The organism is Sulfitobacter alexandrii (genome assembly GCF_001886735.1).
Taxonomy (GTDB): Bacteria; Pseudomonadota; Alphaproteobacteria; order Rhodobacterales; family Rhodobacteraceae; genus Sulfitobacter; species Sulfitobacter alexandrii.
Genome location: NZ_CP018076.1, coordinates 850,605 through 875,835, shown reverse-complemented (window position 1 = coordinate 875,835; position 25,231 = coordinate 850,605). Strand labels below are relative to the sequence as shown.

Annotated in this window: 26 protein-coding genes; 13 read left to right on the top strand and 13 right to left on the bottom strand. The window is 66.7% G+C overall.

Annotation, left to right across the window (positions count from 1 at the left end; genetic code table 11):
- Positions 1–190: 190 nt before the first annotated feature.
- Both BOO69_RS04325 and BOO69_RS04320 read right to left on the bottom strand, forming a co-directional pair.
- On the bottom strand, positions 191–838 hold the full coding sequence (locus BOO69_RS04325; protein WP_071970643.1) for a sulfotransferase family 2 domain-containing protein: 648 nt from the start codon (positions 836–838) through the stop codon (positions 191–193).
- A complete protein-coding gene (locus tag BOO69_RS04320) occupies positions 835–1,776 on the bottom strand; it encodes a DMT family transporter (RefSeq protein ID WP_071970641.1) in 942 nt (313 codons plus the stop codon). The genes BOO69_RS04325 and BOO69_RS04320 overlap by 4 nt, the downstream gene beginning before the upstream one ends.
- Before the next feature lie 86 nt (positions 1,777–1,862).
- Here BOO69_RS04320 and BOO69_RS04315 point away from each other — a divergent pair, with 86 nt between their 5' ends.
- The 3 genes from BOO69_RS04315 to BOO69_RS04305 all read left to right on the top strand — a co-directional run bounded on the left by BOO69_RS04315 (position 1,863) and on the right by BOO69_RS04305 (position 5,461).
- The gene (locus tag BOO69_RS04315) at positions 1,863–3,488 is read left to right on the top strand and encodes an AMP-binding protein (protein WP_071970639.1); all 1,626 of its coding nucleotides are present in this window, start codon (positions 1,863–1,865) and stop codon (positions 3,486–3,488) included.
- 204 nt (positions 3,489–3,692) lie between these two features.
- Entirely contained in the window at positions 3,693–4,706 is a 1,014-nt protein-coding gene (locus BOO69_RS04310) for a hypothetical protein (RefSeq protein WP_071970637.1), read from the top strand.
- Positions 4,706–5,461, top strand: coding sequence for an SGNH/GDSL hydrolase family protein (locus BOO69_RS04305; RefSeq protein ID WP_083545445.1), 756 nt, complete (start codon positions 4,706–4,708; stop codon positions 5,459–5,461). The genes BOO69_RS04310 and BOO69_RS04305 overlap by 1 nt, the downstream gene beginning before the upstream one ends.
- On the opposite strand, the gene BOO69_RS04300 is transcribed toward BOO69_RS04305, so the two are convergent.
- The 5 genes from BOO69_RS04300 to BOO69_RS04280 form a co-directional block, all read right to left on the bottom strand.
- Positions 5,437–6,738: an SPOR domain-containing protein gene (locus BOO69_RS04300; RefSeq protein WP_083545444.1), complete on the bottom strand. Its 1,302-nt coding sequence runs from the start codon at positions 6,736–6,738 to the stop codon at positions 5,437–5,439. The two genes, BOO69_RS04305 and BOO69_RS04300, sit on opposite strands and share 25 nt — an antisense overlap.
- A 111-nt stretch (positions 6,739–6,849) precedes the next feature.
- Complete coding sequence (upp, locus tag BOO69_RS04295; RefSeq protein WP_071973628.1) at positions 6,850–7,485, bottom strand: uracil phosphoribosyltransferase; 636 nt, start codon at positions 7,483–7,485, stop codon at positions 6,850–6,852.
- A gap of 137 nt (positions 7,486–7,622) precedes the next feature.
- On the bottom strand, positions 7,623–8,819 hold the full coding sequence (locus tag BOO69_RS04290) for a phosphopentomutase (protein WP_071970635.1): 1,197 nt from the start codon (positions 8,817–8,819) through the stop codon (positions 7,623–7,625).
- A complete protein-coding gene (locus tag BOO69_RS04285) occupies positions 8,819–10,123 on the bottom strand; it encodes a thymidine phosphorylase (protein ID WP_071970633.1) in 1,305 nt (434 codons plus the stop codon). Before BOO69_RS04285 ends, BOO69_RS04290 begins: the two co-directional genes overlap by 1 nt.
- Positions 10,120–10,521 carry a cytidine deaminase gene (locus BOO69_RS04280; protein WP_071973627.1) on the bottom strand — a complete coding sequence of 134 codons (402 nt, stop codon included), beginning with the start codon at positions 10,519–10,521 and terminating at the stop codon, positions 10,120–10,122. The genes BOO69_RS04285 and BOO69_RS04280 overlap by 4 nt, the downstream gene beginning before the upstream one ends.
- Before the next feature lie 202 nt (positions 10,522–10,723).
- On the opposite strand from BOO69_RS04280, the gene BOO69_RS04275 reads away from it, so the two are divergent.
- Positions 10,724–12,997 carry an NADP-dependent malic enzyme gene (locus BOO69_RS04275; RefSeq protein ID WP_071970631.1) on the top strand — a complete coding sequence of 758 codons (2,274 nt, stop codon included), beginning with the start codon at positions 10,724–10,726 and terminating at the stop codon, positions 12,995–12,997.
- A gap of 46 nt (positions 12,998–13,043) precedes the next feature.
- On the opposite strand, the gene BOO69_RS04270 is transcribed toward BOO69_RS04275, so the two are convergent.
- Together BOO69_RS04270 and BOO69_RS04265 are read right to left on the bottom strand one after the other, a co-directional pair.
- Entirely contained in the window at positions 13,044–13,154 is a 111-nt protein-coding gene (locus BOO69_RS04270) for a malic enzyme (protein WP_071970629.1), read from the bottom strand.
- A gap of 144 nt (positions 13,155–13,298) precedes the next feature.
- Positions 13,299–14,066: a MipA/OmpV family protein gene (locus BOO69_RS04265; protein WP_071970627.1), complete on the bottom strand. Its 768-nt coding sequence runs from the start codon at positions 14,064–14,066 to the stop codon at positions 13,299–13,301.
- Positions 14,067–14,287: 221 nt separating this feature from the next.
- Between BOO69_RS04265 and BOO69_RS04260 the strand changes: the two genes are divergently transcribed.
- Both BOO69_RS04260 and BOO69_RS04255 read left to right on the top strand, forming a co-directional pair.
- Positions 14,288–16,180 carry a propionyl-CoA synthetase gene (locus BOO69_RS04260; RefSeq protein ID WP_071970625.1) on the top strand — a complete coding sequence of 631 codons (1,893 nt, stop codon included), beginning with the start codon at positions 14,288–14,290 and terminating at the stop codon, positions 16,178–16,180.
- 29 nt (positions 16,181–16,209) lie between these two features.
- Complete coding sequence (locus tag BOO69_RS04255) at positions 16,210–17,448, top strand: adenylate/guanylate cyclase domain-containing protein (protein ID WP_071970623.1); 1,239 nt, start codon at positions 16,210–16,212, stop codon at positions 17,446–17,448.
- Between the two features lie 85 nt (positions 17,449–17,533).
- Here the strand turns inward: BOO69_RS04255 and BOO69_RS04250 are convergent, their stop codons facing one another.
- Positions 17,534–17,731: a CsbD family protein gene (locus BOO69_RS04250; protein WP_071970621.1), complete on the bottom strand. Its 198-nt coding sequence runs from the start codon at positions 17,729–17,731 to the stop codon at positions 17,534–17,536.
- 183 nt (positions 17,732–17,914) lie between these two features.
- Between BOO69_RS04250 and BOO69_RS04245 the strand changes: the two genes are divergently transcribed.
- Genes BOO69_RS04245 through BOO69_RS04235 form a run of 3 tightly spaced genes read left to right on the top strand, consistent with a single transcriptional unit; the run spans position 17,915 to position 19,490 of the window.
- Complete coding sequence (locus tag BOO69_RS04245) at positions 17,915–18,361, top strand: hypothetical protein (protein WP_071970619.1); 447 nt, start codon at positions 17,915–17,917, stop codon at positions 18,359–18,361.
- Positions 18,358–18,927: a hypothetical protein gene (locus BOO69_RS04240; protein ID WP_071970617.1), complete on the top strand. Its 570-nt coding sequence runs from the start codon at positions 18,358–18,360 to the stop codon at positions 18,925–18,927. The genes BOO69_RS04245 and BOO69_RS04240 overlap by 4 nt, the downstream gene beginning before the upstream one ends.
- Positions 18,924–19,490: an SCO family protein gene (locus BOO69_RS04235; protein ID WP_071970614.1), complete on the top strand. Its 567-nt coding sequence runs from the start codon at positions 18,924–18,926 to the stop codon at positions 19,488–19,490. The genes BOO69_RS04240 and BOO69_RS04235 overlap by 4 nt, the downstream gene beginning before the upstream one ends.
- An 11-nt stretch (positions 19,491–19,501) precedes the next feature.
- Here the strand turns inward: BOO69_RS04235 and BOO69_RS04230 are convergent, their stop codons facing one another.
- Complete coding sequence (locus BOO69_RS04230; protein ID WP_071970612.1) at positions 19,502–20,257, bottom strand: NAD kinase; 756 nt, start codon at positions 20,255–20,257, stop codon at positions 19,502–19,504.
- 194 nt (positions 20,258–20,451) lie between these two features.
- Between BOO69_RS04230 and glyA the strand changes: the two genes are divergently transcribed.
- Complete coding sequence (gene glyA / locus BOO69_RS04225; RefSeq protein ID WP_071970610.1) at positions 20,452–21,729, top strand: serine hydroxymethyltransferase; 1,278 nt, start codon at positions 20,452–20,454, stop codon at positions 21,727–21,729.
- A 205-nt stretch (positions 21,730–21,934) separates the two neighbouring features.
- Complete coding sequence (locus tag BOO69_RS04220; protein WP_071970607.1) at positions 21,935–22,330, top strand: (R)-mandelonitrile lyase; 396 nt, start codon at positions 21,935–21,937, stop codon at positions 22,328–22,330.
- On the opposite strand, the gene BOO69_RS04215 is transcribed toward BOO69_RS04220, so the two are convergent.
- Together BOO69_RS04215 and BOO69_RS04210 are read right to left on the bottom strand one after the other, a co-directional pair.
- Positions 22,327–22,677 carry a VOC family protein gene (locus BOO69_RS04215; RefSeq protein ID WP_071970604.1) on the bottom strand — a complete coding sequence of 117 codons (351 nt, stop codon included), beginning with the start codon at positions 22,675–22,677 and terminating at the stop codon, positions 22,327–22,329. The two genes, BOO69_RS04220 and BOO69_RS04215, sit on opposite strands and share 4 nt — an antisense overlap.
- A gap of 15 nt (positions 22,678–22,692) precedes the next feature.
- Positions 22,693–23,067, bottom strand: a complete 375-nt coding sequence (locus BOO69_RS04210) for a hypothetical protein (protein WP_071973626.1) — start codon at positions 23,065–23,067, stop codon at positions 22,693–22,695.
- Between the two features lie 54 nt (positions 23,068–23,121).
- Between BOO69_RS04210 and BOO69_RS04205 the strand changes: the two genes are divergently transcribed.
- Together BOO69_RS04205 and BOO69_RS04200 are read left to right on the top strand one after the other, a co-directional pair.
- Positions 23,122–23,886: an alpha/beta fold hydrolase gene (locus tag BOO69_RS04205; protein ID WP_071970602.1), complete on the top strand. Its 765-nt coding sequence runs from the start codon at positions 23,122–23,124 to the stop codon at positions 23,884–23,886.
- Between the two features lie 79 nt (positions 23,887–23,965).
- Positions 23,966–25,177, top strand: a complete 1,212-nt coding sequence (locus tag BOO69_RS04200; RefSeq protein WP_071970600.1) for an SAM-dependent methyltransferase — start codon at positions 23,966–23,968, stop codon at positions 25,175–25,177.
- Positions 25,178–25,231 lie beyond the last annotated feature (54 nt).

Below are 25,231 nucleotides of genomic sequence, written 5' to 3'. Positions count from 1 at the left end.
CCGTGGCAGGGCGCCGATGCAGTTGATGAGACCAATTGGAGTGATTCCCGTGTCCGGTACGGGACAGGAAAGCGGCGCAATTTGGGCATTGTGCCGGGTATCAGCAACAGTTCCCGTCGAACACCGCGGAATGATGCGCGTCGGCGGCACAATCACCCCGCGCCGCTGCGGTCGCGACCGTCGGACCGCGTCAGTCGAACGAATAGCCGAATCGCGCGATGTCCTCGGCGCAGCACCGCGCGACGATCCTGCGCAGCGCGGGGGTATAGGCATCCCGGTCGGAGTCGCCCGCAGCCGAGGCGTTGACGTGCGGCAGCTCCAGCCGGAAACCGAGGTGGTCCCACAGCGGCATGGCATCGGTGTCGAACCGCTCCAGCCGGATGTAGGCGCTGCAACGCTCGGTTCCCGTGGCATCGCGCATGTACCGGGCGGCGGGCCAGTGCCGCAGGCTGTCCTGCGTGCCCGCGTCCGTCAGGAAGCCGGCGAAATCCGTTGCCTGCGCCAGCTTCACGGCAGGATGATCGAACCTCTGCCCGCGCAGCCAGCGGTAGTAGCTCAGGACACGGTCCCACGGGTTGCGGACCATGGTGAAGGTGAACATGCCCGCGATCTCGGCCGGGGTCAGCAGCCCGTCGATGTCCGACAGCGTGCTGTGTTTCCACAAACGGCCCGCTGCCGGTGCCGCCTTCAGCCGACGCCGCCGCCGGGCCGCCTTTGGCGTGTCACCCAGCATCATGTCGTCCTTCATCGCCCGGTCCTCCAGCGCGAGGGCAAGAGACGTGCCGCCGGTCTTGGGGACGTGCACGAAGATATAGGACCGCCCCCGGCTGATGATCATGGGCCGTCCCCTGCGGGTGTCCGCCCCGGCGGCACCGGATCATCCGACCGCAGGGCGATGATGCTGCCCGCGCTGGCGATCAGCGCCATGCCCGCCAGCGCCAGAGGCGGTACCTCCTGGCCCCACAGAACCCAGGCCCAGAAGCTGGCGAAGACCAGCAGCGAGTACTCGAACACCGCGACGTGGCTCGCCTCGCCCAGCAGGTAGCCCCGAAAGATGAGCGCGATCCCGATGAGCGACCCCACGGCCTGTACCGCGAACCAGAACAGCATGGTCGCATCCAGCGGGCCGGTCGTGCGCCATACGAAGCCCGCGTGCCCCTCAGGCGCGCCCGTTCCCGGCAGCAGCGCCATGCCGACGAGCCCGAAAACGCCAAGCGCCGCGAAGAAGCCCGCGCTCAGCGTCAGAGTGGTTTCTCCCTCGCACCATGCACGGGTCGCGACCGCCCCGACCGCATACAGCATCCCGGCGAGGATCGGCGCGAAGGACACCCAGTTCAGCGCCGACGGATCGGGGCGGATGACCAGCAACGCCCCGGCAAAGCCGATGCCCACGGCGCACCAGCGCCAGGGGCCGACGCGCTTGCCCTGGAACAGGATCGAGATCAGGACGACGAAGAGCGGCGACGTGAACAGCCCCGCCACCACGACGCCGATGGGCAGCACCGACAGGCAGCCGAAGTAGATCAGCATCGACCCCGCCTGGAAAAGGCTCCGACCCGCGACCGCCCAGGGTCTGCGGGGCCGCAGGCTGCCAAGACCCACGGCCGCCACGGCGAGCATGACCGCCATGGCCATCAGCGAGCGGACGAAATGAAACTGCCAGAGCGATCCGCGCTCGGAAATATGCGGCACGAAATTGTCCGTCAGGCCCAGTGTGGCCATGCCGCCCAGCACGAAGACCGCCGCCAGCCCTGGTCTGATTGTAGGGACGCTCACCCGATACCTCTTTTCTTTTCACCTTTCCAAAGACATGGTCGGATCGCAATAGTCGATACGCCGGGCACGGAACAGGGAGGATACCGATGGGCTGGATGCAGGACGAAACCGGGCTGGACAAATGCGCGGCGAACTACGTGCCGCTGACCCCCCTTTCGCAACTGAAACGCGCAGCACGGGTTTTCGACGGTCGCACCGCGGTCGTCTACGGTGACCACCGGGTGAATTATGCGGACTACCACGCCCGGTGCAGCCGCCTTGCGTCGGCGCTCGCCGGCCGCGGCGTCCGCCCGGGCGACGTGGTGGCGACACTGCTGCCGAACCTGCCGGCGCAGGCGGAAGCGCATTTCGGCGTACCGGCCTGCGGGGCCGTGCTCAACACCATCAACACCCGGCTGGAGGTCGGGACGGTCGCCTATATCTTCGGTCACGGCGGGGCAAAGCTGGTGCTGGTGGACACCGAGTTCGTCCCCCTGGCGGAGGCGGCGCTGGAGGAGATGCAAGGCGACGGGCCGCAGATCATCGAGGTACCGGACCCGGCCGCCGGACACCCGGCGACCGGACGGCACACGACCTACGAGGATTTCCTGGCAGAGGGCGACCCGGCGTTCGGCTGGATCATGCCCCGCGACGAATGGGAATCCATCGCGCTCAACTACACGTCCGGCACGACCGGACGGCCCAAGGGGGTCGTCTACCATCACCGCGGCGCCTACCTGAACGCGATGGGCCAGATCCTCAGCTGGCGCATGGTCCTGCACCCGGTCTACCTGACGATCGTGCCGCTCTTCCACTGCAACGGCTGGTGCCACACCTGGATGATGCCGATGGTCGGCGGCACGCTCGTGTGCTGCCGCGACATAACCGCGAAGAACATCTTCAACGCCATCGCGGACGAAGGCGTGACGCACTTCGGCGGCGCCCCCATCGTGCTGAACGCTCTCGTCAACGCGCCCGAGGAAGACCGGCGCACCTTCGACCACGTTGTCGAGGTGTTTACCGCCGGTGCGCCCCCCGCGCCCGCCACGCTGGCCAAGATCGAACCGATGGGGTTCAACGTGACGCAGGTCTACGGGCTGACGGAGACTTACGGCCCCGGGACCGAATGCCTCTGGCGCGACGAATGGGAACCGCTGCGCGGTGCGGAACGGGCGACCCGAAAGGCGCGGCAGGGTGTCGCCATGCCGATCTTCGAGGAGATCGTCGTCACGGACGACACGCTGGCACCGGTGCCGACCGACGGCACGACCCAGGGCGAAATCATGTTCCGCGGCAACGGGGTGATGAAGGGCTATTTCAAGAACCCCGAGGCGACAGCCGAGGCGTTCGAGGGCGGCTATTTCCATTCCGGCGACATCGGCGTGCAGCATCCCGACGGCTACATCCAGATCGCGGACAGGGCCAAGGACATCATCATCTCGGGCGGCGAGAACATCTCGAGCGTCGAGGTCGAAGGCGTGCTGATGGGTCATCCCGACGTGAACCTCGCCGCGGTGGTCGCCCAGCCCCACGAGAAATGGGGCGAAGTGCCCTGCGCCTTCGTCGAGCTCAAGCCCGGCGCGGCCGAGGACGAGGCGGCCCTGATCGCCTTTGCGCGCGAGTCTCTCGCCGGGTTCAAGACGCCGAAGCGGGTTGTTTTCCAGGAGTTGCCCAAGACGTCCACCGGCAAGATCCAGAAATTCGAGCTGCGCAAACGCGCGGCTTCACTCTGAACGGTCGGCGGCGCAACATGGTGACGTCTGCTGCGGACGTCTGACACCGGCGCTCCGAGACCGCTCCTCGCGAGGGGCGTCGGGGCCGGCGGAGACATGGCGCCGGACCTTCATCGCGGGACGGGGTCGCGGCAGTGCAGGCCCATTGCCGCCGCCACCTGCGATGATAAAGTGGGGTAAAACAAGAGACAGGCCACCACCTTCATGACCGCCCTCACCAGATACGCCAGGATCGAGGCGACCGCGCTCTGGCGCGCGACGCCGGATGCCCAGCGGCAGGAGGTCATCGTGTCGATCGGCGACGCGACGCTGGTGATCGCAAATCTCAACGACCGCCCCCTGACCCACTGGTCGTTGGCCGCGGTCGAACGGGCCAATCCCGGCGACACCCCGGCGGTCTACCACCCCGATGGCGACCCCGGCGAAACCCTCGAGATCGCCGAAGCGGAAACCGAGATGATCGAGGCGATCGAAACGCTGCGCCGTGCGATCACCCGTGCCCGCCCCCGGCCCGGGCGTCTGCGGGTTGTCGGCCTCGCCGTATCGCTGGTGGTCGTGGCGGCGCTGATCCTGTTCTGGCTGCCCGGCGCGATGCGGGACCACACGCTTCGGGTCGTGCCCGGCGTCAAACGCGTGGAAATCGGCCTCGCCCTGCTCGACCGGATCGAACGGGTTTCTGGCCCGGCCTGCGCCGACACCGCCGGTCGCGCGGCGCTCGCGCTCCTTTCCAAACGCTTGTCCGCCGGCAAGCTGGCGGTTTTGCCGGACATGACGCGGGAAAGCCTGCACCTGCCCGGCGGGCTCATCGTGCTCGACCGGTCCGTGATCGAGGATTTCGAGGAACCCGACGTCGCAGCCGGCTACGTCCTGACCGAGATGACCCGCCGGGCCGACAGCGACCCGCTGCGCGACCTGCTGGACGCCGTCGGCCCGCGCGAGAACTTCCGCCTGCTGACCACGGGCGATGTCGCCCCGAAGGCACTGGACCGGTATGCCGAGCACCTCATGGCCACCGATCCCGCGCCGGTCGCCCTGCCCGCGCAACTGGAACGGTTCGCCAAGGCCGAGGTCCGCAGCACGCCCTATGCCTACGCCCGCGACATCAGCGGTGAAACCACCCTGCCCCTGATCGAAGCCGACCCCATGGCAGGCAAGCTGACCGCGCCGCTGATGTCGGACGCAAACTGGCTGCGGTTGCAGAATATCTGCGGCGGTTGATGCTGGACCTCGCCGCGCGCCTTGCCCTGTCTCCGGTGCTCGTGGCGCAAGCGGTAGCGGTGCGGCGCCGCGCCCTGCGCCTGCCCGAGGCGGACGGCCCGCGCCATGGCACGCTCGGGTCCGGACAACCTCTGCGCCTGCGCATCATCGGCGACAGCTCCGCCGCGGGGGTTGGCGTGGCATCGCAGGACGATGCGCTCGCGGGTCAGCTCGCGGCGATGCTTGCCGACGACTTCAGGATACGCTGGACACTCGACGCGGTCACCGGGGCCACCACCCGCAGCACGCTGCGCCGATTGGCAACCCGTGATCCGGAGCCCGCCGACGTCGTCGTGACAGCGCTCGGCGTGAACGACGTGACCCGGCAACTGCCGGCCCGGCTTTGGCTGCGGCGCCAGCGCGCCCTGCTGGACCGCGTGGCGGTCCTTCATGCGCCGCGCCTGATCTATGTCAGTGGGATCCCGCCGCTAGAGCACTTTCCGCTGCTGCCCGACCCGCTGCGCTGGACGCTGGCCCGTCACGGCCGCAGGTTGGAGACCGCCCTTGCGCGTGATCTGACCGGACGCGCGGGCATCGTTCATGTCCCTTACGACACCCCTGCCGAACCCGGCCTCATGGCCGCGGACGGTTTCCATCCGTCCGCGCGTCTCTATACGCTCTGGGCAAGGGAGTTGCGGGGCCGGATCCTGTCCGACTGGCCGAAGGTATCCTGCGGGACCGCCGCTGCGGATCAGCGCGCGAAGGCGTCCCGGTAGCCTGCGCCCCGCAGCTGCTGCACGGCGTTTCGCAGCGCCGACGCCGACTGGAACGGCCCGGCCTGCACTGTCATGTAGGTGGTGCCACCGCGATTGTGCTTGCCGATGCGCGCGGCCATTCCGATGCGGGCGACGGTCTGGGCGGCCCGGCGGGCGTTTGCCGGATTGCCGTAGGTGCCGATCTGCACGAAACGCTTGCCCGCCAGCGCCGGCGCCTTCGCCGAAGCCTGCGGCTGGGCCGCCTGCGGCGCGGAGCGGCTGGAATAGACCGGCTTGCGCTTCGCGGTCCCGGCATTGCGGATGATCCGCTTGGCCAACTTGCCATCGCGCTGGACGATCGTGACCTCGCCCAACTGGCGGCGCTGCGTAACGATGTCGAGATACGGATAGACCAGCGGAACCGACGCGGTCATGTCCCGCCCGGTGCGCCGGTCGATCAGGCGGCGTGGCACCGTCTGCGTCCAGATCAGCAGCATGTCACTGCGCCCCGCCAGCGTCTGCTCGGCCCGGTGCGGATTGAGCCGACCGTCATCCCAGACTTCCTTGTATCCCTTGGGCACGCGGACGCCGTCGATGGTGTTGATCCGGTTCTGCGCCACGTGCTTCGGCACGATCCGGGTATGGGCCGTGATCTCGATGTCATCGGCCGCAACGGCGACAGCCCCCCGACGGGAGGCGCCGCCAGAGGCGACGATCCGCTCGGCCTGCGGGCCACAGCGGACCACCACGCCGGGCGCGCCGCGCAGGTACTGGCTCGACAGCGCGGAGGCACCGGGACAGGCACCGGCGACACGTGTGGCGGTCTGGACCGGCGCGACCGGCGCGGGCGCGATGACGACGGGCTCGGGCGTGACGCGGGGCCGAGGCTTCGGCGCGGGGGCAGTCTGGCGCACCACCACGGGAGCGGGCTTGGGCGGGGCAGCCCTGCGCGGCGCCGGAGCGGGCACAGGCGTGGCGACCGGCGCATCGTTCAGGGTGATCTGGACCGGCGCGGGAGCGTCGGAGGGGGCCGGCGCGGCCGAGGCGACCTGCCCGGCCAGCGTCGGCTTGAACCCGCAAACCACCTTGCGCGACCGCGTCACCCGCGGGATCCATGTCACGTTGCCGTCGATCCCTGCGCGGATGAAGACACAGCCCTGGCTGTCGATATACTGCTTGCCCTTGTAGGACGCGGGCGGGAATTCCGCCGGAACCTGTTCCTGCGCGACCGCTCGGTCCGCGAAGGTACCGCCTGATGCGGCGATGACGGCGATGGCAATCAAACTCTTGAGCTTCATCTCGTGCCCCCACACAATCTGAATTCTACACTTCGACCGAGGATGCCCCAGCCGCCTCGCGGTGTCCAGCGCCGAGCCACCCTTTCACGCACATTCAATGCCTTGCGCGCGCTACTTGGTCCCGAACATCCGGTCACCGGCGTCGCCGAGGCCCGGCACGATGTAGCCCACCTCGTTCAGCGCAGTGTCCACCGCCGCCGTGACGATCGGCACGTCCGGATGCGCCTCCTTCATCCGCGCCACCCCCTCCGGGGCGGCCAGCAGGCACAGGAAGCGGATGTTGGTGGCGCCCGCCTGCTTCAGCAGGTCGATCGCCGCGGCAGAGGAATTGCCGGTGGCCAGCATCGGATCAACCGCGATCACGAGCCGGTCGTCCAGCCCTTCGGGCACCTTGAAGTAATACTGGACCGGCTGCAGCGTTTCCTCGTCGCGGTACAGCCCGACGAAACCCACGCGGGCCGATGGCACCAGTTCCAGCACGCCGTCGAGAAGACCGTTGCCCGCGCGCAGGATCGAGATCAGCGCCAGCTTCTTGCCGTCGAGGGTGGGCGCGTCCATCTCTTGCATCGGCGTGTTGATCTTCTTGGTCGTCATCGGCAACCCGCGCGTGACCTCGTAGGCCAGCAGCTGGCTGATCTCGCGCAGCAGCTGCCTGAACACGGCTGTCGGGGTCTCACGGTCGCGCATGATGGTCAGCTTGTGCTGGACCAGCGGGTGGTCCACCACGGTGAGGTGGTCTTCGGTCATCGGGGGCATGGCAGCGGTTTCCTTTTGATCCCGTTGTCGCGTGAAAAAGTTCGGGCCGCAAGCATGAGCCCCACGTTTTTGGGTGGAAAAACGCGCCGGGGATTGGCATTGCCGAGGGGCGCGGTGACCCTAGCGCCTCACTCGTCCACGCCGACACCGAGGTGCCCCGCGACAAGCGCCGCGACGTCACGGAAACCGATCAGACCCAGCGGCCCGGAATCGCTGCCCGCCACCAGTACCGGCACCCGCTCGCGGGTGTGATCCGTGCCGACCCACGTGGGATCGTTGCCGTGATCGGCGGTCAGCACCATGATGTCACCGGGCCGCAGCCGCCCCAGCAGCTTGCCGATCTCGGCGTCGAACCATTCCAGCTGCCGCGCATAACCCGCCACGTCACGGCGATGGCCGTAAACGCTGTCGAACTCGACGAAATTCGCGAAGGTCAGGCTGCCGTCCTCGGCCTCGTCCACAAGGTCGGCAAGGTGTCCCATCAGTTGACTGTCCGTCCCCTTGCGGACCTCGTCGATCCCCTGCATCGAAAAGATGTCGCCGATCTTGCCCACCGCGTAGACCCTGCGCCCGGCGTCCTGCGCCCAGTTGGTCAGAACGGGCGCCGGGGGTGTGATGGCGAAATCGCGGCGGTTCGCGGTGCGGGTGAAACCGTCGTCCGCGCTGCCGGTGAAGGGCCGGGCGATCACCCTGCCGACCTTCATCGCGTGCAGGCGCGGCGCGATGGCCTCGCAAAGCGCCATCAGGCGATCCAGCCCGAAGGTCTCCTCGTGCGCGGCGACCTGAAACACCGAATCGGCAGAGGTGTAGCAGATCGGCCAGCCGGTCTCGCAATGCTCCGCACCAAGCTCTGCGATGATTGCCGTGCCGGAGGCATGGCAGTTTCCAAGGATCCCTTCGGTTCCTGCGGCCTCCGCCACGAAAGCCGACAGGTCACCGGGGAAAGCGGGCCGCGTGTCGGGGAAATAATGCCAGTCCCACGGCACCGGCAGGCCCGCCAGTTCCCAATGGCCCGAGGGGGTATCCTTGCCCCGCGACACTTCTGTCGCGGCACCGAAGGTGGCGGTGGACCGGGGCGAGAGGCTGCCATCCACCGTCTCGAAGCCGCTTGCCAGTTTCAATGCCGCACCCAGGCCCAGCGCATCCAGTGTCGGAAGCTTCAGCGGCCCCTGCCCGAACCCGGTCAGCCCCTCGGAACAGGCCTGCGCGATATGCCCCAGCGTATTGGCACCCGTGTCCGGCACATCGCCGTTGAAATAGCGGTCCGCATCCGGCGCGCCGCCGATCCCGACCGAATCCATCACCACCAGAAACGCGCGCGACATCATCCGATCCTTTCGACGATCAGGTCCGGCACCTTGGCCCGCGCAGATCCGAGGCTGATGGCCCCCGCCACGGCGGCAGCGGCGGCGTCGGCATGGTCCGACCGGGTCGCATGTACGACCGCGAGGGTCTGCCCCCGGTCCACCTTGGTACCCAGGCGCACGACTTCGGACAGGCCGACCGCCGGGTTGACGCTGTCGGTTTCCACCTTGCGGCCACCGCCGAGATCCACCACCGTCAGGCCCAGCGCCTCGCCATCGATGGCGCGCACGTATCCTGACGACGTGGCCTTGACCTCCCGGATCACGCTGGCCTCCGGCAGGAACCGCTGCCAGTTTTCGACAAATCCCACGGGACCGCCCATTGCGGCGATCATCCTGCCGAAGCGCTCCGCGGCTGTCCCGTTCCGGATCACCCGGGCGATGGCGTCCGCCCCGTCCTGAACGTCCGTCACCAGCCCGCCGTTGGCCAGCAATACACCGCCCAGAGCCGCGGCCACGTCCACGATGGGCCCGCGCCCCGGACCGGTCAGCACGCGCATGACCTCTGCAACCTCCAGCGCATTGCCAAGGCTCGGGACCAGAGGCTGGCTCATGTCGCTGATGACGGCGGTGGTCCGGCATCGGGCGGCATTGGCCGTCTTGGTCAGCGCCTCCGCCAGCGCCTGCGCGGCCGGAAGATCCTTCATGAAGGCGCCGCTGCCGACCTTCACATCCAGCACCAGCCCGTCCAGCCCCGCGGCCAGCTTCTTGGAGAGGATCGAGGCGGTGATCAGGTCGAGCGATTCGACCGTGGCGGACACGTCGCGCACCGCGTAAAGCCGCCGGTCGGCCGGGGCGATGTCAGCCGTGGCGCCGACGATGGCGCAGCCCGCCTGCGCCACGATCTGCCGAAAGCGCGCCTCGTCCTGCTGCGTCGCGACACCGGGGATCGCCTCCAGCTTGTCGAGCGTGCCGCCGGTATGCCCCAGACCCCGCCCGGAGATCATGGGAACGAAGGCCCCGCAGGCCGCAAGCGCCGGTGCGAGGATCAAGGACACGCAGTCGCCCACCCCACCGGTCGAGTGCTTGTCCAGCACCGGCCCGTCCAGATCCCACGACAGCACGCGCCCCGAGTCGCGCATCGCGAGCGTCAGCGCCACCCGGCCCACGTCCGACAGCCCGTTGAGGCAGACCGCCATGGCAAAGGCGCCGGCCTGGGCGTCGCTCACCCCGCCATCCGCCAGAGCCTGAGCGAACCACGCCAATTCGTCACGGGACGGAGTGCGCCGCGTACGCAATTTCGCCAAGATGGCGCGGGCATTCATCCCTGCCCCTCCATGTGGGCGGCGGTGAACGTCCCCGGCAGCAGGTCGGCAATGGTCGTGTGCTGTTCGTCGCCCGCCGTCGTCGCCATGATGACCGGCACGTCGCCGGCGCCGAATTCGGCCAGCTTCTGGCGGCAGCCGCCGCAGGGGGTGACGGGCATGGGACTGTCCGCGATGACGTAGACCTCCCTCAGCACCGTCTCGCCCGCAGCGACCATGGCGGCAATCGCCCCGGCCTCCGCGCAGGTCCCTTCGGGATAGGCCACGTTTTCAACGTTGCAGCCCACGTAGACCGTGCCGGACGCGGCACGAAACGCCGCCCCTACCTTGAACCCCGAATAGGGTGCATGCGCGTTCTCGCGCACGGCCATTGCCGCCTGTCTCAAATCCTGACCCATGTTCGTCATCTCCCACCTGTGGAGGGGAATCCTTGCAGAAAGTCTGCACGGACAAAACCCTTCATTCTTGCCGGTCTCCTGCAGTATCCACCGCCACGGAGCGGGCGCAATCTGCTTTGCCAAGACCTCGGGATATGACATTCTGGCGTAAGCGAGCAAGATAGTTTAACGCTAAACAAAATTTCAGCAGGAGCCCCCGCGCATGTCCGACACTTCCAACCTGCGGCAGGCAGCGCTCGATTATCACGCGCTGCCGAAGCCCGGCAAACTCGAAATCCGGGCGACCAAGCCGCTGGCCAACGGGCGGGATCTGGCACGGGCCTATTCGCCCGGCGTGGCCGAAGCCTGTCTCGAGATCAAGGCCGATCCGGCGGCGGCGGCGCTCTACACCGCACGGGCGAACCTCGTGGCCGTCGTCACGAACGGCACGGCAGTCCTCGGCCTGGGCAACATCGGCGCGCTGGCCTCCAAACCGGTGATGGAGGGCAAGGCCGTCCTGTTCAAGAAGTTCGCGAACATCGACTGCTTCGACATCGAGGTGGACCAGAGCGACCCGGAAAGGCTGGCCGACATCGTCTGCGCGCTGGAACCGTCCTTCGGCGCGATCAACCTCGAGGACATCAAGGCCCCGGATTGCTTTACCGTCGAACGGATCTGCCGCGAGCGCATGAACATTCCGGTCTTCCACGACGACCAGCACGGCACCGCCATCGTGGTCGGGGCCGCCGCCAAGAACGCGCTGCACGTCGCCGGCAAGCGTTTCGAGGACATCAAGGTCGTGTCGACCGGCGGCGGTGCCGCGGGGATCGCCTGCCTGAACATGCTGCTCAAGCTGGGTGTGAAGCGCGAAAACGTCTGGCTGTGCGACATTCATGGGCTGGTCCACACCGGCCGCGAGGTCGACATGAACCCGATCAAGTCCGAGTACGCGCAAGACACAGACAGGCGCACCCTGGACGAGGTGATCGAGGGCGCGGATCTTTTCCTCGGCCTGTCGGGCCCCGGCGTGCTGACCCCGGAAATGGTCTCAAGAATGGCCAGCCGTCCGATCATCTTCGCCCTCGCCAATCCCACGCCGGAAATCCTGCCCGACGTCGCCCGCGCGGTGGCGCCGGATGCCATCATCGCCACGGGGCGGTCGGATTTCCCCAACCAGGTGAACAACGTCCTCTGCTTTCCCTTCATCTTCCGGGGCGCGCTGGACGTGGGTGCCAGCACCATCAACGACGCGATGCAGCTTGCCTGTATCGACGGGATCGCCGCCCTCGCCCGCGCCACCACCAGCGCCGAGGCCGCCGCCGCCTATCAGGGCGAGCAGATGACCTTCGGGCCGGAGTACCTGATTCCGAAACCCTTCGATCCCCGCTTGATCGGCGTCGTCTCCTCCGCCGTGGCCCGTGCCGCCATGGAAACCGGCGTCGCCGCGCGCCCGATCGCGGACCTCGAGGCCTACAAGCAGAAACTCGACGGGTCGGTGTTCAAGTCCGCGCTGCTGATGCGGCCGGTGTTCGAATCCGCCCGCGACTCGCCACGCCGTCTGGTCTTTGCCGAGGGCGAGGACGAACGCGTGCTGCGCGCGGCGCAGGCCATCATCGAGGAAACCGTCGAGACGCCGATCCTGATCGGCCGCCCCGAGGTCATCGAGAAACGGATCGAACAGGCCGGACTGGCGCTGCGGCTGGGCGACAATGTCGAACTGGTCAACCCCGAGAACGATCCCCGCTACCGCGACTACTGGGAGACCTATCATCACCTGATGGCGCGGCGCGGCGTGTCGCCCGATATCGCCCGCGCGATCATGCGCACCAACACCACGGCCATCGGTGCGGTCATGGTCCACCGGGGGGAGGCCGACAGCCTGATCTGCGGCACCTTCGGGGAATTCCGCTGGCACCTGAACTACGTCGAACAGGTTCTCGGCCGGAACGGTCTGCGGCCCCACGGCGCGCTCAGCCTGATGATTCTGGAAGACGGCCCGCTGTTCATCGCGGACACCCATGTGCACCTGCACCCGACCCCCGAGCAGATCGTGGAAGTCGCGCGGGGCGCGGCCCGCCACGTGCGCCGTTTCGGGATCGAGCCCAAGATCGCCTTCTGCTCGCAGTCGCAGTTCGGCAACCAGGGCGAAGGCACCGGCGGCCGGCTGCGCGCCGCCATCGGGATTCTCGACGCGGCGGGGGACGATTTCTGTTACGAAGGCGAGATGAACATCGACACGGCTCTCGATGCCGACCTGCGCGCACGCCTTTTGCCCGGCAACCGGATGGAGGGGGCGGCCAACGTTCTGATATTCGCGCATGCCGACGCCGCATCCGGCGTGCGCAACATCCTCAAGATGAAGGGCGGCGGGCTGGAAGTCGGGCCGATCCTGATGGGGATGGGCAACCGCGCGCACATCGTGTCACCCTCGATCACCCCGCGCGGGCTGCTCAACGTCGGGGCCATCGCGGGCACGCCGGTGACCCACTACGGCTAGGTGCTGCGGACCGCTCCGGCCAGCGCCGGGGCGGTCCTTTTCCGTCTCACTTGCGCGGGGCGGACGGTTTGATCTCGGATACGGTGGTCGGCCCCTTCGGCGCCGGCTTGGCGGCCTTCTGGGCTTTCTTCTTCTTGTTGGCGAGCTTGTCACCCATTGTCGTGAACCCTGTCATGACACGGGACCGGCGGGATGCCGTCCCTGCGGATCAGCCTGCGCCCAAAAGAAAAGCCGGGCTGTCGGAAATTCGACACCCCGGCCCGTTTGCGACATCCGCTGCGCGGACAGGCCCGCCGTCGGCTCAGAACCGCCAGTCGAAGACCCGGCTGACCCCGAAGCGCACGGTCCACTGATCCTCGGACCCGGCAGCGGTGATCGGGCTGTCCGCGGCAGAGTTCTGCAGCCGTTCGTAGGTCACCGCGCTTTCCAGCGCCCAGCGGTCGTCGAGCTCGTAGATCACCTCGACCGTCACGCCCGCCCCGAGCACACCGCCGTCCGCCGCGAAGGGCGCAAAGGCCGACCCCACGGATTGCGCGGGGGTCACGCCGAAGTAGGTCTGGGCGTATTCGGTGTTGCCCATGTTGATCCGCGGCCCCGCGAGGATCGTCAGCCTGTCGCTGGGGCGAAAGATCAGATCGCCGCCCAGCGTGCCGGTCACCCCGTGGTGCCCGCCGAAACCGTGACGCACTTCGCCGAAGACCTGCCAGTTCGTCTCGCGGTAGACCAGCCCGAAGCCCAGTTCGACCGCCGCGTCGATGTCGCCCAGCCCGGCCAGTTCGGGATTGTCCGCAACATCGCGCGAGCCCACGTACTTGAATGCCCCGCGGAAGGCGAAGCCGTTGTCGGGGATGGCGCGGACCCCGTTGCCCACATCGACCCGGCCCCACTTGAGTGCCCCGAAGGTAAAGCCGAGATCGGGTGCCGCCGTGAAATCGTCGGACCCCGGATAGGCCGGCGCCGCCCCGATTCCACCGCGCAGGGCAAAGTTGAACGACCGTTCCTGCGCCGCAGCCGGCAGGGCGACAAGGCAGGAGGCCGCGAGGGCGAAAGCAAGCGAGGTGGCGCGCATGGTAATCTTCTCCGAGCAGATAGAGACAACAGGTACTGCAACGCACTTAGCACGCAGGCCCGGAAAGAACAGCCGCAAACCCGTGCCGGCGATGTAAACTCGTCCGCTGTCGTCCAAATGCCATAGAAAATTTCTTTGCATTTATGGCCGCCTCCGGGCGAAGCCTCTTGTTCCGCCGCCCCCGCCTCGCGTAACCAATCGTAAACGGGAGGAACGACGACATGAGCTACCGCGCGACCTTTGAAGCCTGGAAGAACGACCCCGAGGCATTCTGGCTGAATGCAGCAGGCGGCATCGACTGGATCGAACCGCCGCGGAAGGCCCTGTTCGACCGGGGGGCGGATCTTTACGAATGGTATGCCGACGCGCGGGTCAACGGCTGTTACAATGCGGTGGACCGTCACGTCGAAAACGGACGTGCGGACCAGCTTGCCATCATCCACGACAGCCCGATCACCGGCACCCAGCAGAAAATCACCTTTGCCGAATTGCAGGACCGCGTGTCGAAACTCGCCGGGGCGCTGCAGGCGCAGGGGGTGACCAAGGGCGACCGGGTCATCATCTACATGCCCATGGTGCCCGAAGCCATCGACGCGATGCTTGCCTGCGCGCGCATCGGCGCGGTGCATTCCGTGGTCTTCGGAGGCTTTGCCGCCAACGAACTTGCCGTCCGTATCGACGACTGCGCGCCCAAGGCGATCCTGGCCGCCTCCTGCGGGCTGGAACCGGGCCGGGTGGTCGAATACAAGCCCTTGCTGGACGGGGCGATTGACATGGCGAAACACAAGCCCGAGGTCTGCCTGATCCTGCAACGCGAGCAGCACCGCTGCGACCTGACCCCGGGGCGGGACATCGACTGGACCACGGCGCAAGAGGCCGCCGAACCGGCAGATTGCGTGCCGGTGGAGGGCAACCACCCGGCCTACATTCTCTATACGTCCGGCACCACCGGCGCGCCCAAGGGCGTCGTGCGCCACACCGCCGGCCACCTCGTCGCGCTGAACTGGACAATGAAGAACGTCTACAACGTGGATCCCGGCGACGTGTTCTGGGCGGCGTCCGACGTCGGTTGGGTCGTCGGTCACAGCTACATCTGCTATGGGCCACTCGTCCACGGCAACACCACCGTGGTGTTCGAGGGCAAGCCCGTCGGCACGCCGGACGCGGGCACCTTCTGGCGCATCATCGAGGAACACAACGTCCGCTCTTTCTTTACCGCGCCCACGGCGATCCGCGCGGTCAAGCGCGAGGACCCCAAAGGCGAGTTCATCAAGAAATATGACCTGTCCTGCCTGCGCGCGCTCTACCTCGCGGGGGAACGCGCGGACCCGGACACGGTGATCTGGGCGCAGGAGAAACTGGCCAAGCCCGTTTTCGACCACTGGTGGCAGACGGAAAGCGGCTATCCGATGGTCGCGAACCCCGCCGGTCTGGACGACCTGCCGGTCAAGATCGGCTCGCCCAGCGTGGCGATGCCCGGCTACGATATCCGCATCCTCGACGAAAGCGGCAAGGAACTGCCGCGCGGCACCCTTGGCGCCATCGCCATCAAGCTGCCCCTGCCCCCCGGCACCCTGCCGACGCTCTGGAACGCCGAGGACCGCTTTCGCAAGAGCTACCTGACGACATTTCCGGGCTACTACGAGACCGGCGATGCCGGGATGATGGACGAGGACGGGTATCTCTACATCATGGCGCGCACCGATGACGTCATCAACGTGGCGGGGCACCGCCTGTCCACCGGCGCGATGGAAGAAGTGCTGGCCGGCCACCCGGACGTTGCGGAATGTGCCGTCGTGGGCGTGAGCGACCCGTTGAAAGGGCAGGCCCCGGTCGGCTTCGTCTGTCTCTCCAAGGGCGTGAACCGCCCGCACGAGGAGATTGCCGCCGAATGCGTCAAACGCGTCCGTGACCAGATCGGCCCCGTCGCCGCCTTCAAGCAGGCGCTGGTGGTGGACCGTCTGCCCAAGACCCGGTCGGGCAAGATCCTGCGCGCGACCATGGTCAAGATCGCGGACAACGAGGAATTCCGCCTGCCCGCCACCATCGACGATCCGGCCATCCTCGAAGAAATCAGGGCCGCGCTGCAAACCATCGGTTATGGTGGTCGATGAACTGACCTAACACAGCCGGGAGAACCGCCATGACTGCCCCTGTCCGAGACGCGATGGAAATGACGGCGGCGCTCAAGGATCTGACCGACTGGCTGATCCGTCAGGGGCTCGAGAACGCGCCCGTCGAACGTTGGACCGTCGAATGGTGCGAACGGATGGTCGCGGCGGGCGTGCCCCTGCACCGGGTCAACCTTTCCCTGCGCGCGCACCATCCCGAGATTGGCGCAGTCGCGTTCCGCTGGTTCCGCAACGGCGTCAAGGAAAGGTTCGGGTACCAGCGGTCGAACTCAGGGTCCGAGGAGTACCGGCAAAGTCCGCTCTTCTACCTGCTGAACACCGGCATCTCGGAAATGCGGCAGGATCTCACGGACCCGGAACCGGAACTCGACTTCCCGATCTTCGAAGACCTGCGCGCCCGTGGCTGCACCGAGTATTTCGCGCTCAAGCGATTTTTCATCGACCCGAACCACGCAAGCCCGACCGATCTCGGTCCCGGCGGCGCGGAAGGGATGACCCTGTCGCTGACGACCGACGCGCCGGGCGGCTTCACCGAAGCCCAGCGCGACGCGATACGCAGCCAGCTTCCGGCATTGTGCCTCACGTTGAAATGCGGCGCGAACCGCCTGATGGCCGAGGACATCACCGCGGCCTACATGGGCCGCGATGCCAGCCGTCGGGTGCTTTCGGGCGCGATCATGCGCGGCTCATCCGAGACGATCTCGGCGGTGATCCTCTATTTCGACCTTCGGGGGTTCACCAAGATCTCCGAGTCCCTGCCGGGTGATGCGGTCATCGACCTGCTGAACGCGAGTTTCGGCACGGCAGTCGAGATCGTGGAGCGCAACGGCGGCAACGTGCTGAAATTCATGGGCGACGGGATGCTCGCGATCTTCGATCTGGACGCGCTGCCCGACGCCCGGCGCATCGCCGTCCAAACCGCACTGGACTTGCGGGCGGCCTTCGGCGAACTCAACTCCGCCCGCGAGGCCGAGGGGCTGGCCACGGCCGATTTCACGCTGGCCCTTCACGCCGGTGACGTTCTTTATGGAAACATCGGGGGGAAGACCCGGCTGGATTTCACGGTGATCGGCCCAACCGTCAACACCGCCGCCCGCATCTTGGGCATGACGCGCCCACTGGATCAGGGCATCATCATCTCCTCCGCCGTGGCTCAACCTCTTTTGGAATCCACGCCGGAACTCGTGTCGCTAGGCCAGTATCGCCTGCGGGGGGTCGCCCAGCGGCAGGAACTCTTCACGCTCGACTGATCACCGCGGTTCTCGGGGCAACCTCACGAAAAAGCACGAAAAAGGGCGGTCCCGATGGACCGCCCTTATGTTGTCTGTTCGCGGCTTACTGGCGCGCGGCGAAATCGTCGACCTGACGCTCGGCCTCGTCCTTGGCCACGCCATACCGCTCCTGGATCTTGCCGACCAGCTTGTCACGGTTGCCTTCCGCTTCGGTGACCTCGTCGTCGGTGAGCTTGCCCCACTCCGACTTGATTGAGCCGGTCATCTGTTTCCAGTTGCCTTTGATTTCGTCCCAATTCATTTTCTGTCTCCTTGATATTGCTGGTCTGCCGACATCCGTAAAACGCTGCGGCAGGTTCGAATATCAAACGTCCCATACGTCGATTCGGTTCCCGCACCGGCCATTCGCGCGCCGTTCGAAAATGTGATTTGGCCGAAACTCCGGACAGCGCATAACCTTACTTCATTCAGAAGGGGGACAGACATGTTAGAGAGATTCGGGGGAATGCTGGCGCTGGTGCTGGCACCTGCTACGATGGCCGCGGCGGAGCGAATTACCGTCACCGGCGAGATTATCGATACGTGGTGCTACTATTCCGGTGTCATGGGCGGGCCGGACGCGGTCGTGGGTTCCGCCCACCACACCTGCGCCATGTGGTGTTCCGCGGGCGGTATTCCCATCGGTCTGCTGGCCGAGGATGGCACCGTCTATACCGTGCTCAAGCTGGGGCCACAGGCGAATGCGACAGGGGGCGACACCGCCCTGACGCTCGCGTCGCACACGATCACCGCCGACGGCATGTTTTATGAACGCGACGGCGTGAAGTACATCGTGGTCGAGAAGGTCGTTGAGGATATGGGCATCACCAACCCCACCCACGAGGAGTACGACGTGGTTCCATCCTTCGCGATCCCGGAGCCGAAGGAATGAGGGCGCTCGCAACCGCCGCCGCCGTTCTGCTGCTCGCCGCTCCGCTGGCGGCGCAGGATTTTTCCGCAGACTCCGAAGCGCGGTCGTGGAACCTTTACGCCGAGGTGCCCGCTCTTTTCGACGCGCGCGTCGTGGACGTGATGTGCGAACTGACCGGGGATTGCCCCGCGAACTGCGGCGATGGCGCGCGACAGCTCGGCCTCCTGCGGAGCGCGGACGACGCGCTGGTGCTCGCGACCAAGAACAACCAGTCCGCCTTCAGCGGTGCCGTGGTCGACCTGCTGCCCTATTGCGGACAGGACGTCACCGTGGACGGGCTGCTGATCGAGGACCCGGACCTTGGAGCCTCGAACATCTACCTCGTCCAGCGCGTCAAGACGGCGGGCGGCGACTGGGCCAAGACGGACCGTTTCACTGGTCACTGGGCCGAACAGAACCCTGACGTGGCCGGCGATGGCCCGTGGTTCCGCCGCGATCCGCGCATTGCCGCCGAGATCGAGAAGAACGGATACCTTGGCCTTGGTCTGGAGACGGACGAGGCGTTCAAGTCGTACCTGTTCAAATGATCTGGCGCGCGATCGCAGTTGCCTGCGCGACCGTGGCCGCGGGTGGCGCCGTGGCCGAAACGCCCCTGCCCTTCGACGTGGGTGGCCCCTATGCGCTGGTCGATCACTTCGGGCGGCCCCATACCCAGGCCGACCCGGCGGGCAACGCGCAGCTCTTGTTCTTTGGCTATGCGAACTGCCCCGGCATCTGTTCCGCCGCATTGCCCATGATGGGCGAGGTGACGGACATTCTTGGCGCGCGGGGCATCACCGTGCAACCGGTGATGATCACCGTCGATCCCGCCCGCGACACGGTCGATACCATGGCCGCGCCGCTCTCCGAGATACACCCTGCCCTGCTGGGCCTGACGGGCACGCCGGAGGCACTGGCGGCGGCCTACGAGGCATTCTCGGTCGATCATGCGCTGGCCTACGAAGACCCCGAGTACGGGCCGGTCTACTCCCACGGGTCGCTGATCTATCTCATGGATGCCGAGGGGGACGTCCTGACCCTGCTGCCGCCCGTGCTGGAGGGCCGGCAGGCCGCCGACATCGCGCTGAAGTACCTCTCTGCGCAGGACTGAACCGCCGCAGGTCAGGTGAACTGTTCGGATATCAGGCGTTCTTCCAGCCCGTGACCCGGATCGAACAGGATCGTGTGCGACACCGTCGGCTCGGATGCGATTTCCACCGTGATCACGTCCCGGTAGGAGGTGCCGTCGGCATCCGCCATCACGGGGCGCTTTTCGGGTTCCAGCACGTCGAAGCGGACTTTCGCCTGCTTGGGCAGCAGCGCACCGCGCCAACGTCTGGGCCGGAACGCCGACATGGCCGTCAGCGCCAGCACGTCGGACCCGATGGGCAGGATCGGTCCGTGTGCGGAATAATTGTAGGCTGTCGATCCGGCGGGTGTGGCCACCAGCGCCCCGTCGCAGACCAGCTCGTGCATCCTGAGCCGCCCGTCGACCGAAATCTGCAACTTGGCGGCCTGCGGCCCCGCGCGCAGCAACGACACCTCGTTGATGGCCAGCGCCGTGGCCATGTCGCCGTTGATCTGCGTGGCCTGCATCACCAGCGGGTTTATCACCGCTGTCTCGGCCGCGCGCAGGCGGTCGATCAGGTCGGTTTCGCTGTACTCGTTCATCAGGAAGCCGATCGTGCCCCGGTTCATACCGTAGACCGGCACATCCAGCGCCTGGGTGCGGTGCAGGGTCGCCAGCATGAAACCGTCGCCCCCCAGCGCGACGATCACCTCGGCCTCGGCAGGCGGCACGTTGCCGTATCGTTGTGTCAGAACGGCACGGGCCGTCTGCGCCACGTCGGCCCGGCTGGCCACGAAAGCGATCTTCACGGGGTCGGCCAGGGTTGAAAGGAGATCATGGCGAAAGTTTCCGATGCTGCACGTTCTGCCCCGAACCAAGCACAGATTGCCGATGCCTGCCAGTGCTGCCGCGCATATCGGTCCAAGGGTCGCTTTACGCTCTTTCCGGCCCGCGTCCTTTCCGGTACCACACGACGGAAATTTCCGCCGCACAGGAGCCCCGCATGAAAGACTTCTTCACCGCCTCGCTGGCACAGTCCGATCCCGAACTGCTGGTCTCCATCACCGGGGAACTGGGTCGCCAGCGCAACGAGATCGAACTGATCGCGTCCGAGAACATCGTATCCGCAGCGGTGCTCGAGGCGCAGGGATCGGTGATGACCAACAAGTACGCCGAAGGCTATCCGGGCCGTCGCTACTACGGCGGCTGCGAATGGGTCGACGTCGCGGAGAACCTCGCGATCGAACGGGCCTGCAAGCTGTTCGACTGCGGCTTCGCGAACGTGCAGCCGAACTCGGGCTCCCAGGCCAACCAAGGCGTCTTCACGGCCCTCCTGCAGCCGGGCGACACGATTCTCGGCATGAGCCTCGACGCGGGCGGGCACCTGACCCACGGCGCAGCCCCCAACCAGTCGGGCAAGTGGTTCAACGCGGTGCAATACGGCGTGCGCAAGCAGGACAACCTGCTGGATTACGACCAGGTGCAGGAACTGGCGACCGAGCATCAGCCCAAGCTCATCATCGCCGGCGGCTCCGCCATTCCCCGCCAGATCGACTTTGCCCGGATGCGCGAGATTGCCGATTCAGTCGGCGCCTACCTGCACGTGGACATGGCGCATTTCGCCGGCCTCGTCGCCGCCGGAGAGCATCCCTCGCCCTTCCCGCACGCCCATGTGGCCACGACGACCACCCACAAGACCCTGCGCGGCCCCCGCGGCGGCATGATCCTGACCAACGACGAGGCGCTGGCGAAGAAATTCAATTCCGCCATCTTCCCCGGCATCCAGGGCGGCCCGCTGATGCACGTGATCGCGGCCAAGGCCGTCGCCTTCGGCGAAGCGTTGCGCCCCGAGTTCAAGGACTACATCAAGGCCGTGATCGCCAACGCACAGGCGCTGTCCGACCAGCTCATCAAGGGCGGTCTCGACACCGTGACCCACGGCACCGACACGCACGTCGTGCTCGTGGACCTGCGGCCCAAAGGGGTCAAGGGCAACGCGACCGAAAAGGCGCTGGGACGCGCGCACATCACCTGCAACAAGAACGGCGTGCCCTTCGATCCCGAGAAGCCGACCATCACCAGCGGCATCCGCCTCGGCTCCCCCGCGGGAACGACCCGCGGCTTCGGCGAGGCCGAATTCCGCCAGATCGCCGACTGGATCATCGAGGTGGTCGATGGTCTTGCCGCAAACGGCGAGGACGGCAACGCCGAGGTCGAAGCCAAGGTGAAAGCCGAGGTGGAGGCGCTCTGCGCGAAGTTCCCGCTCTATCCGCAGCTGTGATCACGGTCGGGGGCGGCGCGTGATCCGTGCCGCCCCTTTCCCACCGACCCTCCCGGATGTCTGGCGGTTCGACGAGTATTTTTGGCATAAAGAAGCTGGGGGCCTGCGAAGACGGAGACCGGCGACGCCCGGGTGAATGCCCGGGTGACCTGCCGTCCGATGCGATCTAGGGTGTGGCATCGATCCCTTTCCGACGGAGGCCCCCATGATCATCCACCGCGCAGGCTCGCGCCCCTCGACCACACCCGACCCCGCGTATTTTACCGGCACGGTCCGGATGGACCCGCTGATCCAGGCCCCCGCGCCCGCTCGGCTGCGGGGCATCGCGGTGACCTTCGAGCCCGGTGCCCGGACAAACTGGCACACGCATCCGCTGGGACAGACCCTGATCGTCACCGCGGGCGCGGGCCGTGCCCAGAAGGACGGCGAGGACATCGTCGAAATTCGCCCCGGTGACGTGATCTGGTTCGCCCCCGGCGAGAAACACTGGCACGGGGCGGCCCCCGATTGCGCCATGACGCATATCGCCCTGCAGGAAGAGCAGGACGGCACCACCGCCGACTGGATGGAACCGGTGACGGACGCGCAATACGCCGGCTAGACGTGCGACAGGATGTTGATCTCGCGCCCCATCGGATCGGCCACGAAGAATCGCCTCACGCCCCAGCTTTCCTCGGTCAGGGGATAGGTGATCGTGGCCCCCATGGCGCGGGCGCGGTCATGGACCTCGTCGACGTTCTCGACCTCGACCGAAATATCGGGGACGGGCGATCCGGCCCCACCCTGTGCGGCGACGCTCAATTGCACCGGGCCCAGCTCTCCCGAACCCAGGGTGATGATCCAGCCCTGGTCCATCAGGATGTTGAGGTTCAGCAGGTCGCTGTAGAAAGCCGCCAGCCCGGGCACATCCGCACTGGCGAAATTGCACACGATCCGGGTGACGGTCATGCGGGGGTCCGCCGGTCAGACATAGCCGCGCCACCACAGCCAGACCACGAAGGCGGTGGTCACGATCAGCAGGTTTGCCGCCACCGCAGCCGCGATCCCGAGCAGACGCCCCTTGCGGCGATCGGCCACGTCGATCGCGGCGAGATGCGCGCTCATCTCGGCGTGGTCGCGGCCGAAAGTGCCACCGTCCACCTGCCGCACCAGCCGAGGGTTGCCCGCTATCTTCTGCGCCGCGACCAGCCGTGCCCCCTGCCCGCGCACCCGGCGCGGCAGCAATCGGCCCGCCCGCCGCAGCGCGTGGTCCAGATCACGCCCCCTGACGCCCAGCTTCTCATGCAGAAGCTGTTGCAGGCTTCGGTTTCTGGCGGTTATTTCCTTTTCGGTCAGCATGAACCCCATCTAAAGCGACTGGTGCCCGCCGCGCAATGGCGTTAACCCTTGCGCATGCTGAACTATCTCGAATACGGGACCCCCGAAGAAGGCCGGCCGTCGCTGGTGATCGCGCACGGGCTGTTCGGGTCGGGCCGGAACTGGGGCGTGATCGCCAAGCGGCTGGCGGACACGCGCCATGTCGTGACGCCGGACATGCGCAACCACGGCAGCAGCCCCCGCGCGCCGACGCAAAGCTACCGCGACATGGCCGCCGACCTTGCGGAGCTGGCAGAGGCCCTTGGCGCGCCAATCGACCTTTGCGGACATTCCATGGGCGGCAAGGCGGCGATGGCGATGGCCCTGACCCGGCCGGAGCTGGTCAACACGCTGATCGTCGCCGATATCGCGCCGGTGGCCTATGACCATACCCAGTCCCATCTCATCGACGCGATGCGGCAGGTCGATCTGTCCGGCCTGACCCGCCGGTCCGAGGCCGAAGCACAGCTGGCCGAGGCGGGGGTCGAGCCCGCGCTGCAAAGTTTCTTTACCCAGTCGCTGGACGTACCCAACCGGGCCTGGCGGCTGAACCTCGACGTGCTCGAGGCCGAGATGCCCAAGATCGTCGGCTGGCCGGACGACCTTGAAGGTGTGTTCGAGGGGCCCACCCTTTTCCTCTCGGGCGGTGCGTCCGATTACGTCAGGCGCGAGGACCGCGACGGGATCACGGCGCTCTTCCCCGCCGCGCGCTTTGCGAAACTGCCCGGCGCGGGGCACTGGCTGCACGCGGAACAACCCCGCCATTTCGAAGCCGCCTTGCGTGCCTTTCTCGACGCCTGAGACCGCCGGCAACCGCCGACCCCCTTGCCTTTCGGGGAAAACGGTTAACATTCTAGGCGGAGGAGCATGAGGAAAGGTCATGTGGAAGACCCTATTTGATCGCATGATGCGCGCCATGATGGTGCGCGACAGACTGAGAACCGAATTTCCCGACGGCACGACAGAAACATATGGTCCCGATCGGGGCGACCTGGCCCAGGTCGCCATCCGCGAGAACGAAACCCTGCGTCGGCTGTGCCTGAATCCCGATCTCGCCCTCGGGGAGGGCCTGATGAACGGCACCATCGCCCTCATCGACACGGACCTCGACGCGTTTCTCCGTATCATCCTCCAGAACCGCGCCGCCGGAGACCAGCCCGGCTGGATCCGGACCGCCAACAATTTCCGCTTTCACGCCCGGCGGTTCATTCAGCGCAACACACCGGAACGCGCCCGCGCGAACGTCGCGCATCACTACGACATCTCGGACGATCTTTACCGTCTCTTCCTTGATGACGACATGCAGTATTCCTGCGCCTATTTCACCGATCCGGACATGTCCCTCGAGGACGCTCAGATGGCCAAGAAGACCCACATCGCCCGAAAGCTCTGCCTTTCACCCGGCCAGCGGGTGCTGGACATCGGCTGCGGCTGGGGGGGCATGGCGCTCACCCTCGCACAGGACTTCGATGTCCACGTCACCGGGGTGACGCTGTCGCGGAACCAGCTGGCGACCGCGCAGGCCCGTGCGAGGGAGGCAGGGCTGGAGGACCGGGTAACATTCTGCCTGCAGGATTACCGCAAGGTGACCGATTCCTTCGACCGGATCGTCAGTGTCGGCATGCTGGAACACGTCGGCGTCCCCAACTACGGCACTTACTTTGCCAAGGTCGCCGACCTGCTGAAACCGGACGGCATCGCGCTGATCCACAGCATCGGCCGCAGCGCGCCGCCGATGCCGCATAGCTCATGGCTCAACAAGTACATCTTTCCCGGCGGCTACGTGCCCTCTCTTTCCGAACTTGCCGTCCCGATGGAACAGAGCGGGCTCTGGCAGACCGACATCGAATTTCTGCGGCTGCACTATGCCTATACCCTGCGCCACTGGCGCCAGCGATTCGAGGACAATATCGACACCGTCCGCAGAATGTACGACGACCGGTTCGTCACCATGTTCCGCTACTACTTCGCCATCTGCATCGCGGCCTTCGAACACCAGATGCAGGGGGTCTACCAGATCCAGCTGGCGCACCGGCGGGACGCGGTGCCGCTGACGCGCGACTACCTCTACCGGACTCCGCACGCGGGCTGACCTCCCGGCAGTCCCCGGCTGGCCCTGCCCGGCACGCCCTTTCGCGCCGGCCTG